16 protein-coding genes and 3 pseudogenes are annotated in these 18,031 nt (G+C 30.9%); 18 read left to right on the top strand and 1 reads right to left on the bottom strand.

Features of this window, described 5'->3' with window-relative positions:
* The first annotated feature begins 9 nt into the window (after positions 1 to 9).
* Together MOV50_RS11365 and MOV50_RS11360 are read left to right on the top strand one after the other, a co-directional pair.
* Positions 10 to 600, top strand: a complete 591-nt coding sequence (locus MOV50_RS11365; RefSeq protein ID WP_321778016.1) for a class II aldolase and adducin N-terminal domain-containing protein — start codon at positions 10 to 12, stop codon at positions 598 to 600.
* Positions 601 to 616: 16 nt separating this feature from the next.
* Entirely contained in the window at positions 617 to 946 is a 330-nt protein-coding gene (locus MOV50_RS11360; RefSeq protein WP_321778015.1) for a thioredoxin family protein, read from the top strand.
* On the opposite strand, the pseudogene MOV50_RS11355 reads toward MOV50_RS11360, so the two are convergent.
* Positions 941 to 2,238: pseudogene (locus MOV50_RS11355) on the bottom strand (adenosylmethionine--8-amino-7-oxononanoate transaminase). The gene MOV50_RS11360 and the pseudogene MOV50_RS11355 overlap by 6 nt on opposite strands.
* 72 nt (positions 2,239 to 2,310) lie before the next feature.
* Here MOV50_RS11355 and MOV50_RS11350 point away from each other — a divergent pair.
* The 16 genes and pseudogenes from MOV50_RS11350 to MOV50_RS11275 all read left to right on the top strand — a co-directional run bounded on the left by MOV50_RS11350 (position 2,311) and on the right by MOV50_RS11275 (position 18,022).
* Positions 2,311 to 3,777, top strand: coding sequence for a peptidylprolyl isomerase (locus MOV50_RS11350; RefSeq protein WP_321778014.1), 1,467 nt, complete (start codon positions 2,311 to 2,313; stop codon positions 3,775 to 3,777).
* A 1-nt stretch (position 3,778) separates the two neighbouring features.
* Positions 3,779 to 5,134, top strand: coding sequence for a cell division protein FtsA (gene ftsA, locus MOV50_RS11345; RefSeq protein ID WP_321778013.1), 1,356 nt, complete (start codon positions 3,779 to 3,781; stop codon positions 5,132 to 5,134).
* Positions 5,135 to 5,146: 12 nt separating this feature from the next.
* Positions 5,147 to 6,266: pseudogene (gene ftsZ / locus MOV50_RS11340) on the top strand (cell division protein FtsZ).
* Between the two features lie 103 nt (positions 6,267 to 6,369).
* Positions 6,370 to 6,807, top strand: a complete 438-nt coding sequence (locus MOV50_RS11335; RefSeq protein ID WP_321778012.1) for a hypothetical protein — start codon at positions 6,370 to 6,372, stop codon at positions 6,805 to 6,807.
* A 7-nt stretch (positions 6,808 to 6,814) separates the two neighbouring features.
* Complete coding sequence (locus tag MOV50_RS11330; RefSeq protein WP_321778011.1) at positions 6,815 to 7,471, top strand: Crp/Fnr family transcriptional regulator; 657 nt, start codon at positions 6,815 to 6,817, stop codon at positions 7,469 to 7,471.
* Entirely contained in the window at positions 7,464 to 8,453 is a 990-nt protein-coding gene (locus tag MOV50_RS11325) for a hypothetical protein (RefSeq protein ID WP_321778010.1), read from the top strand. Before MOV50_RS11330 ends, MOV50_RS11325 begins: the two co-directional genes overlap by 8 nt.
* Positions 8,454 to 8,558: 105 nt before the next feature.
* Complete coding sequence (gene nosZ, locus MOV50_RS11320) at positions 8,559 to 11,156, top strand: Sec-dependent nitrous-oxide reductase (RefSeq protein ID WP_321778009.1); 2,598 nt, start codon at positions 8,559 to 8,561, stop codon at positions 11,154 to 11,156.
* 176 nt (positions 11,157 to 11,332) lie between these two features.
* Positions 11,333 to 12,116 (top strand): annotated as a pseudogene (locus MOV50_RS11315) (cytochrome C).
* 13 nt (positions 12,117 to 12,129) lie between these two features.
* Entirely contained in the window at positions 12,130 to 13,041 is a 912-nt protein-coding gene (gene nosD, locus MOV50_RS11310) for a nitrous oxide reductase family maturation protein NosD (RefSeq protein ID WP_415846385.1), read from the top strand.
* Positions 13,042 to 13,356: 315 nt separating this feature from the next.
* Positions 13,357 to 14,094 (top strand): 4Fe-4S dicluster domain-containing protein, encoded by a 738-nt coding sequence (locus MOV50_RS11305; protein ID WP_321778008.1) that lies wholly within the window; start codon positions 13,357 to 13,359, stop codon positions 14,092 to 14,094.
* 8 nt (positions 14,095 to 14,102) lie between these two features.
* On the top strand, positions 14,103 to 14,714 hold the full coding sequence (locus tag MOV50_RS11300; RefSeq protein ID WP_321778007.1) for a hypothetical protein: 612 nt from the start codon (positions 14,103 to 14,105) through the stop codon (positions 14,712 to 14,714).
* Positions 14,715 to 14,717: 3 nt separating this feature from the next.
* A complete protein-coding gene (locus MOV50_RS11295; protein WP_321778006.1) occupies positions 14,718 to 15,209 on the top strand; it encodes a c-type cytochrome in 492 nt (163 codons plus the stop codon).
* A 3-nt stretch (positions 15,210 to 15,212) separates the two neighbouring features.
* Positions 15,213 to 16,118 (top strand): NapH/MauN family ferredoxin-type protein, encoded by a 906-nt coding sequence (locus tag MOV50_RS11290; protein WP_321778005.1) that lies wholly within the window; start codon positions 15,213 to 15,215, stop codon positions 16,116 to 16,118.
* Positions 16,119 to 16,120: 2 nt separating this feature from the next.
* The gene (locus tag MOV50_RS11285) at positions 16,121 to 16,759 is read left to right on the top strand and encodes an ABC transporter ATP-binding protein (RefSeq protein ID WP_321778004.1); all 639 of its coding nucleotides are present in this window, start codon (positions 16,121 to 16,123) and stop codon (positions 16,757 to 16,759) included.
* Entirely contained in the window at positions 16,746 to 17,198 is a 453-nt protein-coding gene (locus MOV50_RS11280) for a hypothetical protein (protein ID WP_321778003.1), read from the top strand. Before MOV50_RS11285 ends, MOV50_RS11280 begins: the two co-directional genes overlap by 14 nt.
* Positions 17,195 to 18,022, top strand: coding sequence for an ABC transporter permease (locus tag MOV50_RS11275; protein WP_321778002.1), 828 nt, complete (start codon positions 17,195 to 17,197; stop codon positions 18,020 to 18,022). The genes MOV50_RS11280 and MOV50_RS11275 overlap by 4 nt, the downstream gene beginning before the upstream one ends.
* Positions 18,023 to 18,031: the final 9 nt, after the last annotated feature.

Genomic DNA, 18,031 nt, shown 5'->3' with positions numbered 1-18,031 from the left:
GGTTGAAACATGAATAGAGGGCACTTAAAAAGTAACTTATCGATATTGGCATTATCTATGTTTAGAAAAGATTTTTTTGGCATCTATCATGGTTCTATTTCTGCTAAAACAGAGTCAAACCGTTTTATTATTAACACTAAAGAAGCCATCTTTGATGCTTTAGATGACAACTCCTTGATTGAGCTTTATTTTAAAAAAGATTATAGATGGAATAGAGCAAGTATTGACTCAAGTATTCACTTTAGCATCTACTCTCAAATCTCAGATGCTAAGTTTGTTTCCTTTAGTATGCCTCCATTTACAACTGCTTACTCTCTAGAACACAATATTATAACGCCTAAGGATTACTTTGGATTTAAAGAGTTAGGCTCCATAGAAATAATAGACCCTAAACAGTTTGAAGATTGGTATGAGAGAGCTCAAAGTGAAATCGCTTACTATTTTCAAACAAAAAAAATAAATATCATGGTTATTCGCGGTTATGGAGTTTACTCATTTAACCGAGATTTACATGAGATGGCAAAACAGTTAGCAATACTAGAAAAAAGTTGTAGACTTTTACTACTTGACAGTTCTAGAAGTGATTATAATTTTGATTAAAATAAGGAAGGTATAAATGGCAATATTTGAAGTAGATGAGAATAGTTTTCAAGATACACTAGATGCCGAGTTTCAAAAGAACAACATAGTTATTTTAAAGTTTGGTTCTGATTTTTGTGATGCTTGTATGGCGCTTGACACTGAGCTTGAACAAGTCGATGAAGAAGAGTTAAACATTTCAATAATCTTAGTAAATACAGATGACTTACCAGAGATTGCTGAAGCTTACAATGTATATCAACTACCAACCATGATAATATTTACAAATAAAAATCATATCTTACACGAGGGTCAAGGAGTTATACTCTCCGATGATATATTAAAAATCATAAACCCTTCTTTATAAGGTTTTGATAGCCTCATAAGCAACTTCCATTACTTTATCTATCTCTTTGTTTGTTATAACATAAGGTGGCATAAAGTATATAACATGTCCAAGTGGTCTAAGTAAAACTTCATGTTTAAGAGCATACTGGTAAACCTTTAAACCTATACGCTGTGATGAATCATAACCTTTTAGCTCAATCGCACAAATCATACCTGTTTGTCTTACAGATGCAACATTTTGTAACTCTAAAAATTTTCTAATTTTTTACCTATATATTTTGAAGTAATTTTATTTTTTTCTATAATATTTTCATTTTCAAAAATGTCTAATGTTGCGTTTGCGGCAGCACAAGCAAGTGCGTTGCCTGTGTATGAGTGAGAATGTAAGAATGCTTTATGTTCATCATAGTCACAGTAAAATTTTGCATAAATTTCATTTGTTGTTAGTACGACTGAAAGAGGTAAATAACCTCCCGTTAAACCTTTTGAGAGAACTATAAAATCAGGTGTTATGTTTGCTTTTTGACAAGCAAAAAGTTCTCCTGTTCTCCCAAAACCAACCATTACTTCATCAGCGATTAAATGCACATTGTATTTATCACAAATTTGGCGAACTAAGACTAAGAACTCCTCATGATACATATGCATATACCCTGCCCCTTGAACTAAAGGTTCTAAGATTATTGCACTTAGCTCATCTGATCTTTTTTTACATAACTCTTCAAATTTTTGGGCAGCTATTTTTGCAGACTCTATACTCATGTCAGAAGGAACAGGCGTTTGTATTGTTTTTAACAAAAGTGGCTCATAAGTTTGTTTGTATAACTCAACATCACCAACACTAAGTGCTCCGATAGTTTCACCGTGATAAGAGTTTGTTAGTGAAACGAAAATATTTTTACCATCGATGCCATCATTTAGATGCGCATGATAACTCATCTTTAAAGCAACTTCTACCGCACTTGAGCCATTATCTGAGTAAAAACATTTCTCAAGTCCTTCTGGTGTTAGTTTTACTAAACGCTCAGACAACTCAACAACACCCTTATGTGTAAAACCTGCTAATATCACATGTTCTAATGTGTCTAACTGCTCTTTTATTTTCTCATTTATATATTTGTTTGTATGTCCAAATATATTTACCCACCAGCTACTAACAGCATCTATAAACTTATTTCCCTCAAAATCTTCAAGCCAAACGCCATGAGCTTTTTTTATAGGAATAAGAGGTAATGTTTCATGGTCTTTCATCTGGGTACATGGATGCCAAAGGACTTTTAAATCCCTATTTTTAAGTTCTTCATTTTTCATATCGAGATTTTATCAAGTTTTAATGCGAATTTACCTAAAATTACGAAAATAACGCATATAAGGTAATATTAAATGATTCAATGGATGCAAAGACATAAAAAATATCTCATAATTACTATCTGGATTTCAACTATCGCTTTCGTTGGCGCAGGTTTTGTGGGCTGGGGACAATACAGCTATGGAGATAAAGCAGGTTCAGTAGCAAAAGTTGGTAATGTAACTATAACAATGGGAGAACTACAAAAAACTTACTCAGATTTATATTCTCAATATAACAAGATGTTTCAAGGTAATTTTGATGAAGAAAAAGCAAAAAGTTTTGGTTTACAAAAACAAGCACTAAAACAGCTACTAAATCAAGCACTTGTTTTAAACCTCGCTTTATCTTACGACTTAGAAATCAGTGATGCTGAGGTACTTGCCGAGATAAAAAGTCAAGACTTCTTTTATAAAGATGGAGTTTTTAACAAAGAAATCTATAAAGAAGTTCTTCTAAGAAACAATAGAAACATTAAAGAATACGAAACAGATGTAAGAAAAGAGTTACTAATACAAAAAACACTCAAACTACTTCCTGTTGGCGTTAGTAAAAATGAAGAAATAATAATAGATACTATCGTTAGTATTGCCGATAAGATTGACTATAAAGTTTTAAATGACAAACAACTAAAGATTGACACTTCAGATGCTGCACTTAAACCATATTGGGAAACTAGTCAACAAAATTTTATGAGTGAAGTTGAATATGAAGTTGCGTATATAAAACAAAAACGCATATCAAGCAAGTACGAAGAGGGTAAAATACTTGAGCATTACAACGCAAATAAAACTCATTTTAAAGATGTTGATTCAAAACTTCTTCCACTCGAGGGGGCAAGAGCTTCTGTTATCATAGAGTTAAATGACAAAGCAACAAAAGATGCTGCACTAAGAGGATATATAGCTTACAAAAAAGACAAACTTAGAGATGATGTAGAAGTATTAAGTACTACTATCTCAGCATCTAATAATACTTTTGGTTTAGAGGCATTTGATAAAATCACTAAACTATCTCTTTCTTCTCCATATTTAAAACCTGTTATAGTTAATGATGAATATTTTACATTCAAATTAATTAAAGTAAATCCTTCAAAAATCAAGTCATTCGAAGAAGCGAAAAAAGACATCTTATCTATTTATATAAATGAGCAAAAAAGAGTTAAACTAATAGAGTTAGCAAAAAGCTCTATTGCTACATTTAAGGGGACTACAACGGACTTTATAACTAACTCAGATGCTATAAAATTAACACAACTAAAAACAGCACAAGCAAATGAATTTCTTATCTCTTTATTCTCATCGAAAGAAAAAAGAGGTTTTGTTACATTAAAAGATGGAAATGTAGTTTTATATAATATTTTGGAACAAAAACTGCTTAGTAATACTAACACTAATCCAAACAATTCTATTGTTAGATTAAAGAGTGCTTTGTTTAATGAAGGTTTAATTAAAAACCTACAAAACAAGTACAAAACAGAGATATTTATAGAAGGACTCTAAGTTGAGTAGAACTGTTTTAGCCATAGATATTGGCTCTACAAAGATATGTGCAATCATCGCCGAAATAGCTGACGATGGTTCCATAGCTATAACAGGTGCAGGAATTTCTAAAGCACAAGGCTTAAAGAAAGGAAGTATCACTAACATTGAGTTAGCTTCTAAATCTATAAAAGTCGCTCTTTTAGATGCTAAAAGAGTTTCTGGAAGTGATGTAAAAACTGCTATCGTTTCCATCTCTGGAGCATACACAAAAAGTTTAAATTCAAATGGAATAGTCAATATTCAAAACAAAGAAATAAGTTTTAAAGAAATAGAAAGAGTTATGCAAACTTCTTTGTATAACGCTAATATACCAAATGAGTATGATGTTCTTCATGCTTTACCTTTTAACTTCAAAGTAGATGATCAAGACTATATAGAAGACCCATTAGGAATGAACGCATCTAGACTTGAAGTAGAAACTCACATTATTACCACTCAAAAATCAAATCTTAGCAATTTCAAAAAAGCTGTTCGTGGAGCTGGCGTAGAAGTAGAAAATATCGTCTTGAATGGTTATGCTTCTTCTATCGCAACTCTAAATACAGATGAAAAAGAGTTAGGAGTAGCTGTTATAGATATGGGTGGAAACACAAGTAATATTACTATTCATTCTGGTAATTCCATAAGATATAATGACTTCTTAGGAGTTGGCTCAAACCATGTGACAAGTGACTTATCAATGGCCCTTCATACTCCACTAAATATTGCAGACAGTGTAAAACTAAGTTATGGCTCACTTTTAACACCAAGCAATGAACTTATAGAGCTTCCAATTATCGGTGATGAAACAACTTCTCATGAAGTATCTCTTGAAGTAGTACATAATGTTGTTTATGCAAGAGTTGAAGAAACTCTTATGATTTTAGCTCAGTTTATTGAAAATAGTGGTCTTAAAGATCAACTTGGTGCTGGTATTGTACTAACTGGTGGATTTTCAAAAATGGAAGGAATCAGAGATTTAGCCATAGCTACTTTTGGCTCAGTACCTGTTCGTCTTGCTCGTCCCATAGAAATGGACGGACTTTTTGATAGTCTAAGAAGTGCTGAGTATTCAAGTGCAGTTGGACTCATCATGTATAGTTCAAACTCATTTACTCCTTATGAGATAGATGTAAATAAGCGTGTTCGACATTCAAACGAAACACCAATGGCACAAAGTAGTATAAACTTCTCAGAAGAGCCAGAGATTCCTGTTGCTCCTTCAGAAGATGAGAAAATAGATAAAATGGTTACTCTACCATCTAAAAAAGAGAAAAAAAGTGATGAAGCTGGAGCTTTAGCTAAGTTTTGGAACTGGGCTACCCAGTTATTTTAAAGGAGTGAGATAATGGAACCATTTAATATACAAGAAGCAAAAAATTTAAACGGTGCAAGAATTATTGCTGTTGGCGTTGGTGGCGGTGGCGGAAATATGATTGGGCACATGATTAAAGAAGGTGTTACTGGCATTGAGATGATTATGATAAATACTGATGCACAAGTATTACAAGAAGCAGAAAGTGCTTCTAAAATTCAAATCGGAACAAAACTTACCAAAGGTCTTGGAGCTGGGATGAAGCCAAATATTGGTAAAGACTCAGCATTAGAAAATTATGATGAAATTAGAAGTGCCCTTGAAGGTGCTGACATAGTTTTCATCTCTGCTGGACTTGGTGGAGGAACTGGAACGGGGGCTGCTCCTATTGTTGCCAAAATAGCAAAAGAAATTGGTGCTCTAACTATCTCAATAGTTACTAAACCTTTTGGTTTTGAAGGAAAAAAAACGTCTTAAGATTGCTGAAGCTGGACTTGATGAGTTAAAAAAAGAAAGTGATTCTATAGTTGTTATTCCAAATGATAAACTACTTTCTATTATTGATAGACGACTTGGACTAAAAGATAGCTTTAAAATTGTAGATAGTGTTTTAGCCCAAGCTGTGAGTGGCACATCTGGTGTTATTTTATCAAGTGGAGAAAATGATATCAATCTTGACTTCGCAGATTTACAAACAGTAATGAGTCATAAAGGTATGGCGCTTATGGGTGTTGGCGAATTTGAAGGTGAAAATGCTGCTTATGAAGCTATAAAAGCAGCGATAGAATCTCCTTTACTTGACAATATGACTATAAATGGTGCTATGGGTGTTTTAGTTCACTTTAAAATGCATCCTGAATTTCCACTTATGGAAATTTCAGATGCTATGAATGTTGTACATGAAAGTGCACATGAAGATGCAGAAGTTCTTTTTGGAACTTCAACTGATGAAACAATAGAACCAAACTATGTAAAAATCACCATAGTAGCAACAGGTTTTGAAAAAGACTTAAACACTGGAACAAATGACCCTGACTTTGTTGGAGAAACTCCAGCACCAAGAGCTATTCTTCGTCCAAAAATAGTTGTTGGTGGGAATTTTGATGATAACTATCTAGATATTCCATCTTATATGCGACAGCAACAAGACTAAATCTCTTTGAGACCTTTTTGGTCTCACTCCTATGCTAAAATACTAACAATTTAAATACTTATCAACTTTACTTGTGTATAATACATTAAAAAAGAGTCAATAAATGAAAAAAATACTTCTAAGCCTAGTCTCAATCTTTATTTTAACTTTGGCATCTGATATACCAACAAGAACAGGTACTTTTCCAGATAAAGAAATGAAATCACAAAACAAAAAAATAGCTAAATTAGTTGCAGAAGAAATCTCTTCAACTCTTCCACAAGTTGTTGATAAATATACAACATTAGTATCTATAAAAGCAAACAATTCAACTCTTGTTTATAAATTTGAAATTAAGACTGGCTCAAAAAGTGATGAAACTATCAGAAAAGAAGATCATAGCCGAATGAAAAAAGCTATAACAATAGGCATATGTCAATCATCAAGTAAATTTTTAGAAGCTGGAATAAATACCTCTTATATTTATATAAGTGCAAAAACATCTGCACAATTATTTAAGTTTGAAATTTCTCAAAAAGATTGTATAAAAAGTAAAAAGTAGGATTCTTGTGTCACTTAAAAATACTCTAAACTCTTTAGAATTTTTTAAAACTCTTAATGAAAAAGATATTGACTTATTATGCTCGATTTCTACTATCCAGTCATTAAATGCCAATTATATACTTCATTATGAAAAACAAAAAAGCAGTTCCTTACTCTTTTTAGTAGAGGGTCTTGCAAAAGCATATAAAATAGATAAACATTCAAATGAAATATTTTTATATTATATTTATGAGAAATCTCTTCTTTCTGATATAACTGATATAAATAACAAAGATATAACTGCTTATTCAAATATCGAACTTGTTGAAAATTCTACAATACTAAGTATTGAGTACAATCAATTTAAAAATCTTTTTTTACAAAAAAACCTTTTATGCCTAGAACTACTACAAGAGGTTGCTATCAAGTCACAAAAATTAGACTCTTTAGTTAATCGTGAATTTATTTTTGATGCAGTACAAAAAGTTGCACAAATGCTTGAATCTGACTTAGAAATGTTCAATAAGCTAAAACGACATGATATTTCACTAATATTACATATTCAACCTGCAACGCTATCTCGTGTTTTAAATAGACTAAAGAGAAATAATATTATCGATATAATACAAGGCAAAGTAAATATACTAAATAAAGATGAACTTAAGGAGATAGGAAATGACTAAGATTAAAATAGTAGGAGTTTTTATATTTTTATCTTCAATCGCTTTAACATTTATATCAAATTACATCTATCATGAAAATAAAATCAATAATAATCTTCTAGATGTTATAAACAATCAAAAAGCCTTTACTCAGGAAATATCAAAAAATATTTTTTATATTTACAAAAATAAAAAGAACAACAATCAAATATCAATAAAACAATTAGATGACTCTATAAATAAATTTTTAAATAACCTTCATAACAAAAATGAAGTATTAAAAGAGATTGATTCCTTAACAATCAAAAATAAAAGTGAAGAGATTGTTCTTTTATGGAATCAATTTTACCTTGAAGTGCAACATTTTAGAAATAATTCTAAAATAATTACCCCATATTCTAGTATATTACTTGAAAAGTGTGTAAATGACCTATATAAAGTAAATATAAATTTAGTAATAAAATTCAATGAATTAATACATATACATAATTTATATTTTAATAAAACTATAAATAATTATAAAAACTTGCAATATACACTTTTTGCTTTTTTAGTGTTTTTACTTTTATATCTTTTTACTCAACTTCAAAGTACTATGGAGTTTATTCAACAGTTTAGAAAAACTTCAAAAAATATTATTAACAATTCCAGTATCAAAGAGCTTAAACCTATTAAAATTAAGAATAGTTCTCAAGAGCTAACTGAGGCATCTGATAACTTTAATTTTTTAGTAGATAAAGTAAATAGTTCACTTAATTATTCAAGTGACTCTATTAAAAATTCTTATGAATCGTTAGAACTTGTAGAAAATAATATTGAAGATATACTCACCTTACTTTATGCAATGGACAATAGTGATTCAATAGACAAAGAACTGACAAAGAAAGAAGATATAATTATCCAATCTTTAGAAGAATTAACTACTTCAACACAAAAATTAGAAAATCTAAAAATTAATTTAGATAATTTAATTTCTCATCATAAACTTAAAAAACAAAATTAATCTTATATTTTGACCTTAGTCAAATTATCTACTTCTTGAATGTAATAATATTACATATCATTTGGGTGTATTTTTATATTCAAAAGAATTTTAAGGAGAAGAATTATGAGCAAAACTTTTAATAAGCTTACTTCACTTCTTGTAGGAACTGCATTAGCTGCAACAGTTGCATCTGCTGGTGGTGGTGAACTACAAAAAGTTATGAAGGCTAGAGGCTTAACGGAAAACGATGTTATCCGAGCTGCTAAAACTTATCTACCTACTGGTGGAAGAGATGAGTTTTTAGTATTTAGTTCTGGTGGACAAAGTGGACAAATAATAGTTTACGGTGTTCCATCTATGAAAATATTAAAATACATCGCTGTATTTACACCTGAACCTTGGCAAGGTTATGGATTTGATGAAGATTCATTAAAAGTGTTAAGAGAAGGTAATATTCGTGGTCGTGAAATAAATTGGGGAGATACTCATCACCCTGCACTATCTGAAATAGATGGTAAATATGATGGTAGATGGTTAGCTATAAATGATAAAGCCAACCCTCGTATCGCTATTATTGATTTAGAAGATTTTGAAACTAAACAAATTACTGTTAATCCAGTATTTAAATCAGCTCACGGTGGTGCTTTCTTTACTCAAAATAGTGAGTATATTATTGAAGCTGCACAATATGCTGCTCCATTTGATAATAGCTATCACCCAATAGAAGAGTATAAAGAATCATACCGTGGTGGTGTGACAATGTGGAAATTCAACCATAAAAAGGGTAGAATTATTCCTAAAGACTCATTCACTATTGAAATGCCTCCATATATGCAAGATTTAAGTGACGCTGGTAAAGGTGTTAGTCATGGTTGGGGTTTTACAAACTCATTTAACACTGAAATGTATACTGGTGGAATCGAAGTTGGTATGCCACCAAATGAAGCTGGTATGAGTAGATATGATACTGACTTCTTACATGTTTATAACTGGAAAAAATTAGCAAAACTTGCTAAAAACAAGAAAAACTATAAAAAAGTTAATGGAATGAAAATTATTCCTATGAGTGTTGCTGTTGCGAATAATGCTCTATTCTTAATTCCAGAACCTAAATCACCTCACGGTGTTGATGTTTCTCCTGATGGTGAATATATCACAGTTTGTGGTAAGTTAGACACTCACGCTTCTGTTTTTAAATGGAGTAAGATCAAAAAACTTATCAAAAACAAAAAATATGTTGGTAAAGACCCGTATGGTATTCCTATCTTAGATATGAAATCATCTCTACATGGTCAAATAGAATTAGGACTTGGGCCTTTACATAATCAATATTCAAATGTAAAAGGTGAGATTTATACCTCTCTTTATGTTGATTCACAAATTGTTAAATGGAACTATTTAACTCTAAAAGTTCTTGACAAAGAAAATGTTCATTATAATGTTGGACACCTTTGTGGTATGGAAGGAAAATCTGCTGACCCACAAGGTAAGTATATTATCTCTCTTAATAAACTTGCGATTGATAGATTCCAAAATGTTGGTCCTCTACACCCACAAAATCATCAGTTAATTGATATTAGTGGTAAAACAATGGATTTACTTTATGATATGCCAATCCCTTTAGGTGAACCTCACCAAGCGGTAGCTATTAGAGTTGAAAAGTTACATCCTCTTGTAAGATACCCAATGGGTACAAACTCTAAAACTGGTAAGATTCATAAAGGAAAAACTCTTGCTGGTCAAGAAAAAATTGTAAGAAAAGGTAATGTAGTAACTGTTTATGGAACTATGGTTAGATCTCACATCAATCCAGAAAGAATTACAGTTAACAAAGGTGATACAGTAATTATGCACCTTACAAACCTTGAACGTGCTCAAGATGAAACTCATGGTTTTACAGTTGACCACTTTGATGTACACATGTCATTAGAGCCAGGTGAAACTGCAACTATTAAGTTTGTCGCTGATATTGAGGGAGTATTTCCTTACTATTGTACAGAATTTTGTTCTGCGCTTCACTTAGAAATGATGGGTTACCTAATGGTTAAAGACCCTAAGAAAACATATGTTTCTGCTAAAAAACTTAAAATGAAAACTATGACTACTGCTGAGTTAAAAGCTGAATACAAAAAAACTATTGCAGTTAATGATGCTACTGACGCTGTAATCCAATCAGTTGTTGCTTTCTTAAAAGAAAACAAATTTGGTGAGCATAAAGTTGTTGCTGACCTTGTAACTGATGCATTTGACCAATATGGACAAATCCCAGCACAGAAAAAACTAGCTGATGCTGAATACAAAAAAGGTAATATTGAAAAAGCTATCCTTTTTGAAAATATGATTTGGCAACTAATGGTTAAAACAGCAGATGTTGGAATCAGAGCAAAAGATACACTAGTTAGTTTAATAGCTACTAAAAAAAGCAACTCAGCTCTTAGAGGCGAAAGAGCATTTGACGAAGGCGGATGTTCAGGTTGTCATGTTATTGGTAAAGTATCTTCAGGTCCAGACCTTACAGGTGTACTTTTAAGACATGAAAATGGCGAAAAATGGGTAAGTAATTTTATTATGAATCCAGAAAAAATGATGCACGATCCATATGTTAAAGCAATGATAGATGTATATAATCTAAAAATGCCTAATCAACATATGAATAAAAAAGAAACTAAAGATATCATCGAATACCTTAAATGGATAGATGTAAATGCAAACTTATTTTAAAAAATAAGTATCTTTTTTCTTAAACAGTAAAGAGCTTTTCAGCTCTTTACTACCTCTCGTTAACCCAACATTTATAAGTTTTTAGTATAATTTTCTTAATCAATTGATATAAATCAACTATATTATCTATAATTAATATTATAATAATTTAAATTTATCTTTATAAGGTTTTTTGTATGCATCCAAGTATAATAAAAGCAAGAGTCTTTGCTACTTTAGCTCTACTTATTTTAACTTTCTCTTTCACTTTTCCAATGTTAGCTTTCAATGGTGTTTTAACTCAAATTGATAAACAAGAGAATGATAAAATATCTTCTTTTAGTGCTAAAGTTTGGAATGTTTATAGTAATGGAAGATACAAAAGTGTTTCCACACCACAAGAAGCTCATAACAATTTAAAAGAAATGATAAACTCTTCATCAGAAATTGGTCCAGCATCTCTACCTATATGGGCAGTATCATTAGAAGCACCTAACTATCCGAAAGAAGCTTTTCCTGAAGGCATTCCTGTATATTTTCACTTTGACGGATATAGTGGAGAAGTTCATGAAATGAACACAATTAATCACTATGTTGGTATGGACCCTATGTGGGTTGGTGGTACTTTTGAAAGAGAAATTGGCATCTATGCATTACTTTCACTATCTTTGGGTATGATATATTTTATTGCTTTTAACAATAGGATTTTTAAATTATTTTATGTTAATACCAGCCTCTTTACCTATACTTTTTATGGCTGATTATTCATATTGGCTATATTGGTTTGGTCATAACTTACATGATTGGGGAGCATTTAAGATAAAACCTTTTATGCCAACTGTTTTTGGCGATGGAAAAATCGCTCAGTTTGTAACTCATTCATATCCATCTATTGGTTTTTATATGATTGTTGCTATTGGATTTCTTAGTTTGTTAGCATTCTTTGCAAAACAAAAAGCATTCAAAGAGATGCGACTATAAATTAAATGCTTAAATTCTTTGTCTTTTTTATTTTATTTTTTCTAGCTTCTTAGATGCTAATATACTCCAAGATGCAATAGACAATGCTCCTGAAGGTTCTATCTTAAGACTTCCAGCTGGCATATACAAAGGAAATATAAGTATTACAAAACCTTTAACAATTATAGGAAAAGAAGACGGTGTGGTTATAGATGCTGAAGGAAAAGGCACTGTAATTACCATTAAAAGTTCTTATGTGACTATCAAAAACTTAAGAATCACTAATAGTGGCGATAGACATGAAAATTTGGATTCTGCAATATCTATAGCAGAAGGAAAACATTGTGAAATAAGTAATTGTGTTATTGATGATTGTCTTTTTGGTATAGATATGCAAATGGTAAGTAACTCCATCATTTCAAATAATAAAATAACTTCAAAAGATTTGGATTTAGGGCTTCGTGGAGATGGGCTAAGGCTTTGGTATTCAAATGATAATATTATAAAAAACAACTCTTTAGTGAAATCTAGAGATATGGTCGTTTGGTATTCTCATGGAAATGAAATAGTTGACAATAGTGGTGAACATGGAAGATACTCTCTACATTTTATGCACGCTGGAAAAAATATAGTAAAAAATAATCATTATAAATTTAATAGTGTTGGTATATTTTTTATGTATTCAAAAGACACTATTGCAACTGGAAATACTGTTAGAAGTTCACTTGGTGCAACAGGAATGGGCATAGGCTTAAAAGATGTTTCAAACTTTACTCTAAAAGACAACAGTATTATTTACTGTGCGCAAGGCATCTACATAGACAGATCACCTTTTGAACCAGATGCGAAAAACTGGTTAATTGGAAACAAGTTTTTATACAATGCAGAAGCTATACATTTTCATTCATTAAGTGAAAATAATATTCTTAAAATAATGTTATTTTAGGAAATATTGAAGATGTTGTAAATGATAGCAGAGGTGCGAAGACTGATAAAAATGATATATCAGAGAATTATTGGGACAACTATGCTGGATTTGACAGAGATGGAGATAATATAGGAGATACTCCTCATAGAGTATATCAATATGCAGACCAACTTTGGGTCTATAATCCTAATGTAAAATTTTTTTATGGAAGTCCTGTTATATCTTTATTAAATTTTTTAGCAAAATTAGCTCCATTTACAAAACCAATCTTTTTGTTTGAAGATGAAAAACCATTGGTAAATTTACAATAAAACTATTGAGAAAAGGATAGATATGGCAAAACTACAAACAGACAGAAGAAAGTTTGTTAAATATTCTACGCTCGGAGTATTGGGGCTTGTTTTAGGTGGGGGGATGTTGTTTTCTCCTTATCCACTTCAAGCAGAAAATAGACTTCGACCTCCTGGAGCTGTAAGTGAAAAAGAATTTTTAGCACTTTGTATTAAATGTGGTCAATGTCTTCAAGTATGTCCTTACCATTCCATAGAACTAGCGGACTTTGGTAAAGGTCATGGTGTTGGGACTCCATTTATAGATGCTAATGTTAGAGGTTGTTATGCTTGTGAAGCTGTTCCATGTGTTCTAGCTTGTCCAACTGGAGCGTTAAACCATGATTGTGAAAAAGCAGAAGATATACATATGGGCATAGCTGTTTTAGAGTTTCCAGATACCTGTATAGCAATGACAAACACCCCTATTCCATCTGGCTATAATAATAAAATGCATAAGTTTCATAACTCTGTAAATAATCTAACAGAGTATGAAGAAAAAATGATTGAAAAGTTTGATGAGTTTGAAGGGAAACAGTGTACACTTTGTGCAGATATGTGCCCCATTCCAAATCCAATGAATGCTATTTCTATGATTAACGATGGAAATGGAAAACGCCCAGAAATTTATGACGGTTGTATAGGTTGTGGAGTTTGTCAAGAAGTATGTCCAACAACCATACCTTCAATTGTTGTAAAACCAAGAGTTACATATGAACAATACTACGAAAAAAGAACTTAGGAAAAATAATGAAAAACAATAAAATAAACACTTTAATATATGCAGTTAGTCTATCAACATTACTTATGATTTCAGGTTGTAGTGATAGTGATGAGAGCAAAAGCAAAAATAGTTCATCAAATGTTGTTAAAACTTCTAAAATTGAAGTTGTTAAAAATGAAAATGCGCACGCTATAAAAGTTGAAGAAAAAGAAGTAGATAAATCTATAAATAAATCATACTACTATGATTATAATATCAAAAGTGCTTATGATGAAAATGCACAACCAGCAAACAAAGATGCATCTGTGCGTGTTAAACCAAGAACTAGCGTTGAAGCAAATATGAACATTAGAAGTCCTTATCAAAGTGTACAAGCATCTAAAGTGAAAAGCAACCTAAGTTTAAACTTTAGAGTTAAATGTTCTGCTTGTCATAGTGACTATGCCAATGGTGTAGTTGGACCTTCACTTCTTGGCAAAAGTAGTGAATATATATACAAAAAAATTATAGAATTTAAAACAGATAAAGATAAAAATATTTTAATGAGTGATTTGGTAAAAATGATGGATGAAAAAGAGATTCGTCAAATTGCAAATGAAATATATGAGTTCAATAAACAACTAAATAGCGGGAAGTAAATTATGAAAAATATAATTGTAGGATTTTTAACACTTATCATCGTTGCACTGGCTGTGTTTACTGCTATGGATGACCCTGTTTATCATGGTGGAAATCATGCTAAAGTTATTAAAGATTTTGGAGATATAGATAATGGTTTTACTAAAGTAGAAGAAAAATCTAATAGAGAAAAAGAAAATGACGCATTAAGTGCTCTTAGAGATAAGGCTGGAAATGTGGGTGGATTTAAAGTTAGTAGAGAGTATAAAAGTAGATGTTCTGCTTGTCATGGGGTAAATGGCTCAGGTTTTCAAAACGGTAAAGCTATGATGGGACCTAAACTTTTTGGACAAAGTGAAGAAAAACTTTATAAAGATTTATCAGATTTTAAAGCTGGAAGAAAACAAAATATTATAATGAAAGGCCTTCTTATCAGACTACAAGATGAAGATTTAAGAATATTAGCAAAAGAAATCGGGGAATTTCCAGCAAGAGCCAAAGAGCTAAAGAAGTAAAAAATGGATAAGTATAATAATAAAGAAACTATAAAAAATACCTCTTTTTGGTCTACATTTTTTGATGTAACTAAAGATGGAAAATCAAAATTCAGTTACAGAATGAAAAGATGGATTCTTGTTATTGGTATTCATCTTCTGTTTTTCTTATCATTTTTTATCGATTTACAAATTCTTGAGGGAACACTTAGTGGTTCTAGGTTCTTAGGTTTTCACATGATTGACCCATATATGACAATGGAAGTATTTTTAGCAACTTTTCATATGCCTATAAATATCATCATTGGAACAACAACTATTGTAATTGTTTATCTTTTAGTTGGTGGTAGAAGTTACTGTTCTTGGGTTTGTCCTTATGGCATACTTAGTGAAATTGGTGAAAAATGGCACAATACTTTAGTAAATAAAAAAATCATTAAAAGTAGAAAATTTGACAATCGGGTTAGACATATTTTTTGGGCAATATTTTTAATTTTATCTTTTACAAGTGGATTTATTGTGTTTGAAACCATAAATGTTGTTGGAATTTTGAGCAGAATGATGGCTTATGGTTGGAGTTTAGCACTTATTTGGGTTCTTGTAGTATTTTTAATGGAAGTTTTCTTCTCTCGTCGTGCTTGGTGTACATACATTTGTCCTATTGGAACTACTTATGGATATATCGGTAAGGTTTCTGCTCTAAGAATAGAGTGGAATGACAGCTGCGATAGTTGCATGGTTTGTCATGATGTATGTTTTGAACCGCAAGTCTTAGAAATAACTAAAGCTAAGTATAAAAAACAAATAGATGAAAAAGATATAACAAATGCCTATATAACAGGTGCGGACTGTACACTATGTGGAAGATGTGTTGATGTTTGCCACGAAGATGCACTTAAATTTGATTTTAGATTAAAAAGTTTGGTATAAATATGATAAAAATAAATAATTTAACAAAAAAGTTTGCTTCACATATCTCTCTAGATAATATTAGTTGTGAATTTAATAAAAATGAGTCTATCGCTTTGATGGGTGCTAATGGGGCAGGTAAAACTACTTTAATTCGTTGTATTTTAGGTTATTATCACCCAAATGCAGGTGAAGTTCTTATAAATGGACTAAACCCAATAAAACAAAGAATTGAAGTTTTAAAAGAGATTAGTTTTGTTCCACAACTTCCACCTCCGATAAAACTTAGCATAAGTGAACTTATACACTACATTTCAGTAAGTGCTAATGTTGATAAAGAAAAAATTATACACTATGCAAATGAGATGAAACTAGATATTAAATCAAATATGCACAAATCATTTTTTAAACTTAGTGGTGGAATGAAACAAAAATTATTAATCGCAATTTCTATCGCAAAAAAAAGTAATATTATCATTTATGATGAACCAACAGCCAACTTAGACCCTGTTGCAAGAGATGATTTTTACAGACTTTTAAAACAAAATGAAGATGAAAAAGTTTTACTTTTTGTTACTCACAGATTAGAAGAAGTAAAAGACTTAGTAAATAGACAAATATATATGGACCTTGGTAAAATAGTATCAGATGAAAAAGTATAATTTTTTATTTAGTTTTTTATTGCTATTTTTTACTGCTTGTAACTCAACTCAGAGTTCATCAAATAAGGTACAAAATGAGCTAAAGATTTGCCCAAAATGCAATATGGAAATAGATAAATCAAAAGAGTATAGTTCAACTTTAGTAAAAAATAAAAAGACCTACTACTTTGATGATATTGGTTGCATGATTTTATGGACAAATGAAAACAAAATTAAAAAAGTAAAAATGGATGTTTACTCAAAAGATACACAAAAATATATAGATGCTAAAAGTGCTCACTACACAATAGGCGAAAAGACTCCTATGTCTTATGGATTTTGTGCCTATGAGCATAAACAAAAAAGTCAAATCAATTTTAAAGAAGTTAGCGTAAAAATGTTAAGGGGTGAAAATATGACAAACCCAAAAATTAGAAAACAAATATTAGGAAGCAAATGAAAAATTTATATTTAATCGCATACTTAGACTTAAAAGAGTCTATACGAGCTAAATGGTTTGTAGTTTACTCACTGGTTTTTGGTGGCATGATTGCTCTGTTTTTTATAGCAGGAGTAACAGAGTCCCAAGTCATGGGCTTTAGTGGATTAAGCAGACTCTTATTAATGTATATACAAATCACTATTGTTATACTACCAATATTTATACTCATCACAACTGTTCGTTCTATATCAGGAGATAGAGATAATCATATACTTGAGTATATGTTATCTTTCCCTATTTCACTAAAGCAATATTATTGGGGTAAAATCATAGGTCGTTTTATTACTGTTTATCTTCCTGTTATTTTTGCTATGGTTATTGCTATTGTTTATGGTTCTATAAAAGGTGCTTCTATTCCTTGGGATATTTTCTTTTTATATACAGGCTTACTTTTTGCTATGAGTGGAGCATTTTTAGGTATCGCATTTTTTATATCATCTTTTGTAAAATCAAGTGAAGTTGCTCTTGGTATTGCTTTTTTTATATGGATATTTTTATTAGCATTTATAGATATAGCATTAATTTCACTAATGATGCAAAACAGATTTAACGAAGAACTTATTATTTTTATAGCATTAGCAAACCCTATGGAAATATTTAGGGTTGCTGCAATCTCACTATTTGACCCTGAGTTGACAGTTATGGGGCCAGTTGCTTTTTATATACTTGATTCTATGAGTCAAACAGTTTTTGTACTTCTGTCCATAGCTTATCCATTATTTATTGGTCTATTTTTTGCCTTTTTTGGGTTTAAAATTTTTGAGAAAAAAGATTTAGTTTAACACCCCACT

The sequence above is a fragment of the Sulfurimonas sp. genome, from assembly GCF_029027585.1.
Lineage (GTDB): Bacteria > Campylobacterota > Campylobacteria > Campylobacterales > Sulfurimonadaceae > Sulfurimonas.
This window is presented reverse-complemented; position numbering and strand designations above follow the sequence as displayed.

What these genes read in the sequence shown, in the direction of transcription:
- MOV50_RS11365 (WP_321778016.1), top strand. Translation starts at nt 10, where the DNA reads ATGAATAGAGGGCACTTAAAAAGTAACTTATCGATATTGGCATTATCT.
- MOV50_RS11360 (WP_321778015.1), top strand. Translation starts at nt 617, where the DNA reads ATGGCAATATTTGAAGTAGATGAGAATAGTTTTCAAGATACACTAGAT.
- MOV50_RS11350 (WP_321778014.1), top strand. Translation starts at nt 2,311, where the DNA reads ATGATTCAATGGATGCAAAGACATAAAAAATATCTCATAATTACTATC.
- MOV50_RS11335 (WP_321778012.1), top strand. Translation starts at nt 6,370, where the DNA reads ATGAAAAAAATACTTCTAAGCCTAGTCTCAATCTTTATTTTAACTTTG.
- MOV50_RS11325 (WP_321778010.1), top strand. Translation starts at nt 7,464, where the DNA reads ATGACTAAGATTAAAATAGTAGGAGTTTTTATATTTTTATCTTCAATC.
- nosZ (WP_321778009.1), top strand. Translation starts at nt 8,559, where the DNA reads ATGAGCAAAACTTTTAATAAGCTTACTTCACTTCTTGTAGGAACTGCA.
- MOV50_RS11305 (WP_321778008.1), top strand. Translation starts at nt 13,357, where the DNA reads ATGGCAAAACTACAAACAGACAGAAGAAAGTTTGTTAAATATTCTACG.
- MOV50_RS11300 (WP_321778007.1), top strand. Translation starts at nt 14,103, where the DNA reads ATGAAAAACAATAAAATAAACACTTTAATATATGCAGTTAGTCTATCA.
- MOV50_RS11295 (WP_321778006.1), top strand. Translation starts at nt 14,718, where the DNA reads ATGAAAAATATAATTGTAGGATTTTTAACACTTATCATCGTTGCACTG.
- MOV50_RS11290 (WP_321778005.1), top strand. Translation starts at nt 15,213, where the DNA reads ATGGATAAGTATAATAATAAAGAAACTATAAAAAATACCTCTTTTTGG.
- MOV50_RS11285 (WP_321778004.1), top strand. Translation starts at nt 16,121, where the DNA reads ATGATAAAAATAAATAATTTAACAAAAAAGTTTGCTTCACATATCTCT.
- MOV50_RS11280 (WP_321778003.1), top strand. Translation starts at nt 16,746, where the DNA reads ATGAAAAAGTATAATTTTTTATTTAGTTTTTTATTGCTATTTTTTACT.
- MOV50_RS11275 (WP_321778002.1), top strand. Translation starts at nt 17,195, where the DNA reads ATGAAAAATTTATATTTAATCGCATACTTAGACTTAAAAGAGTCTATA.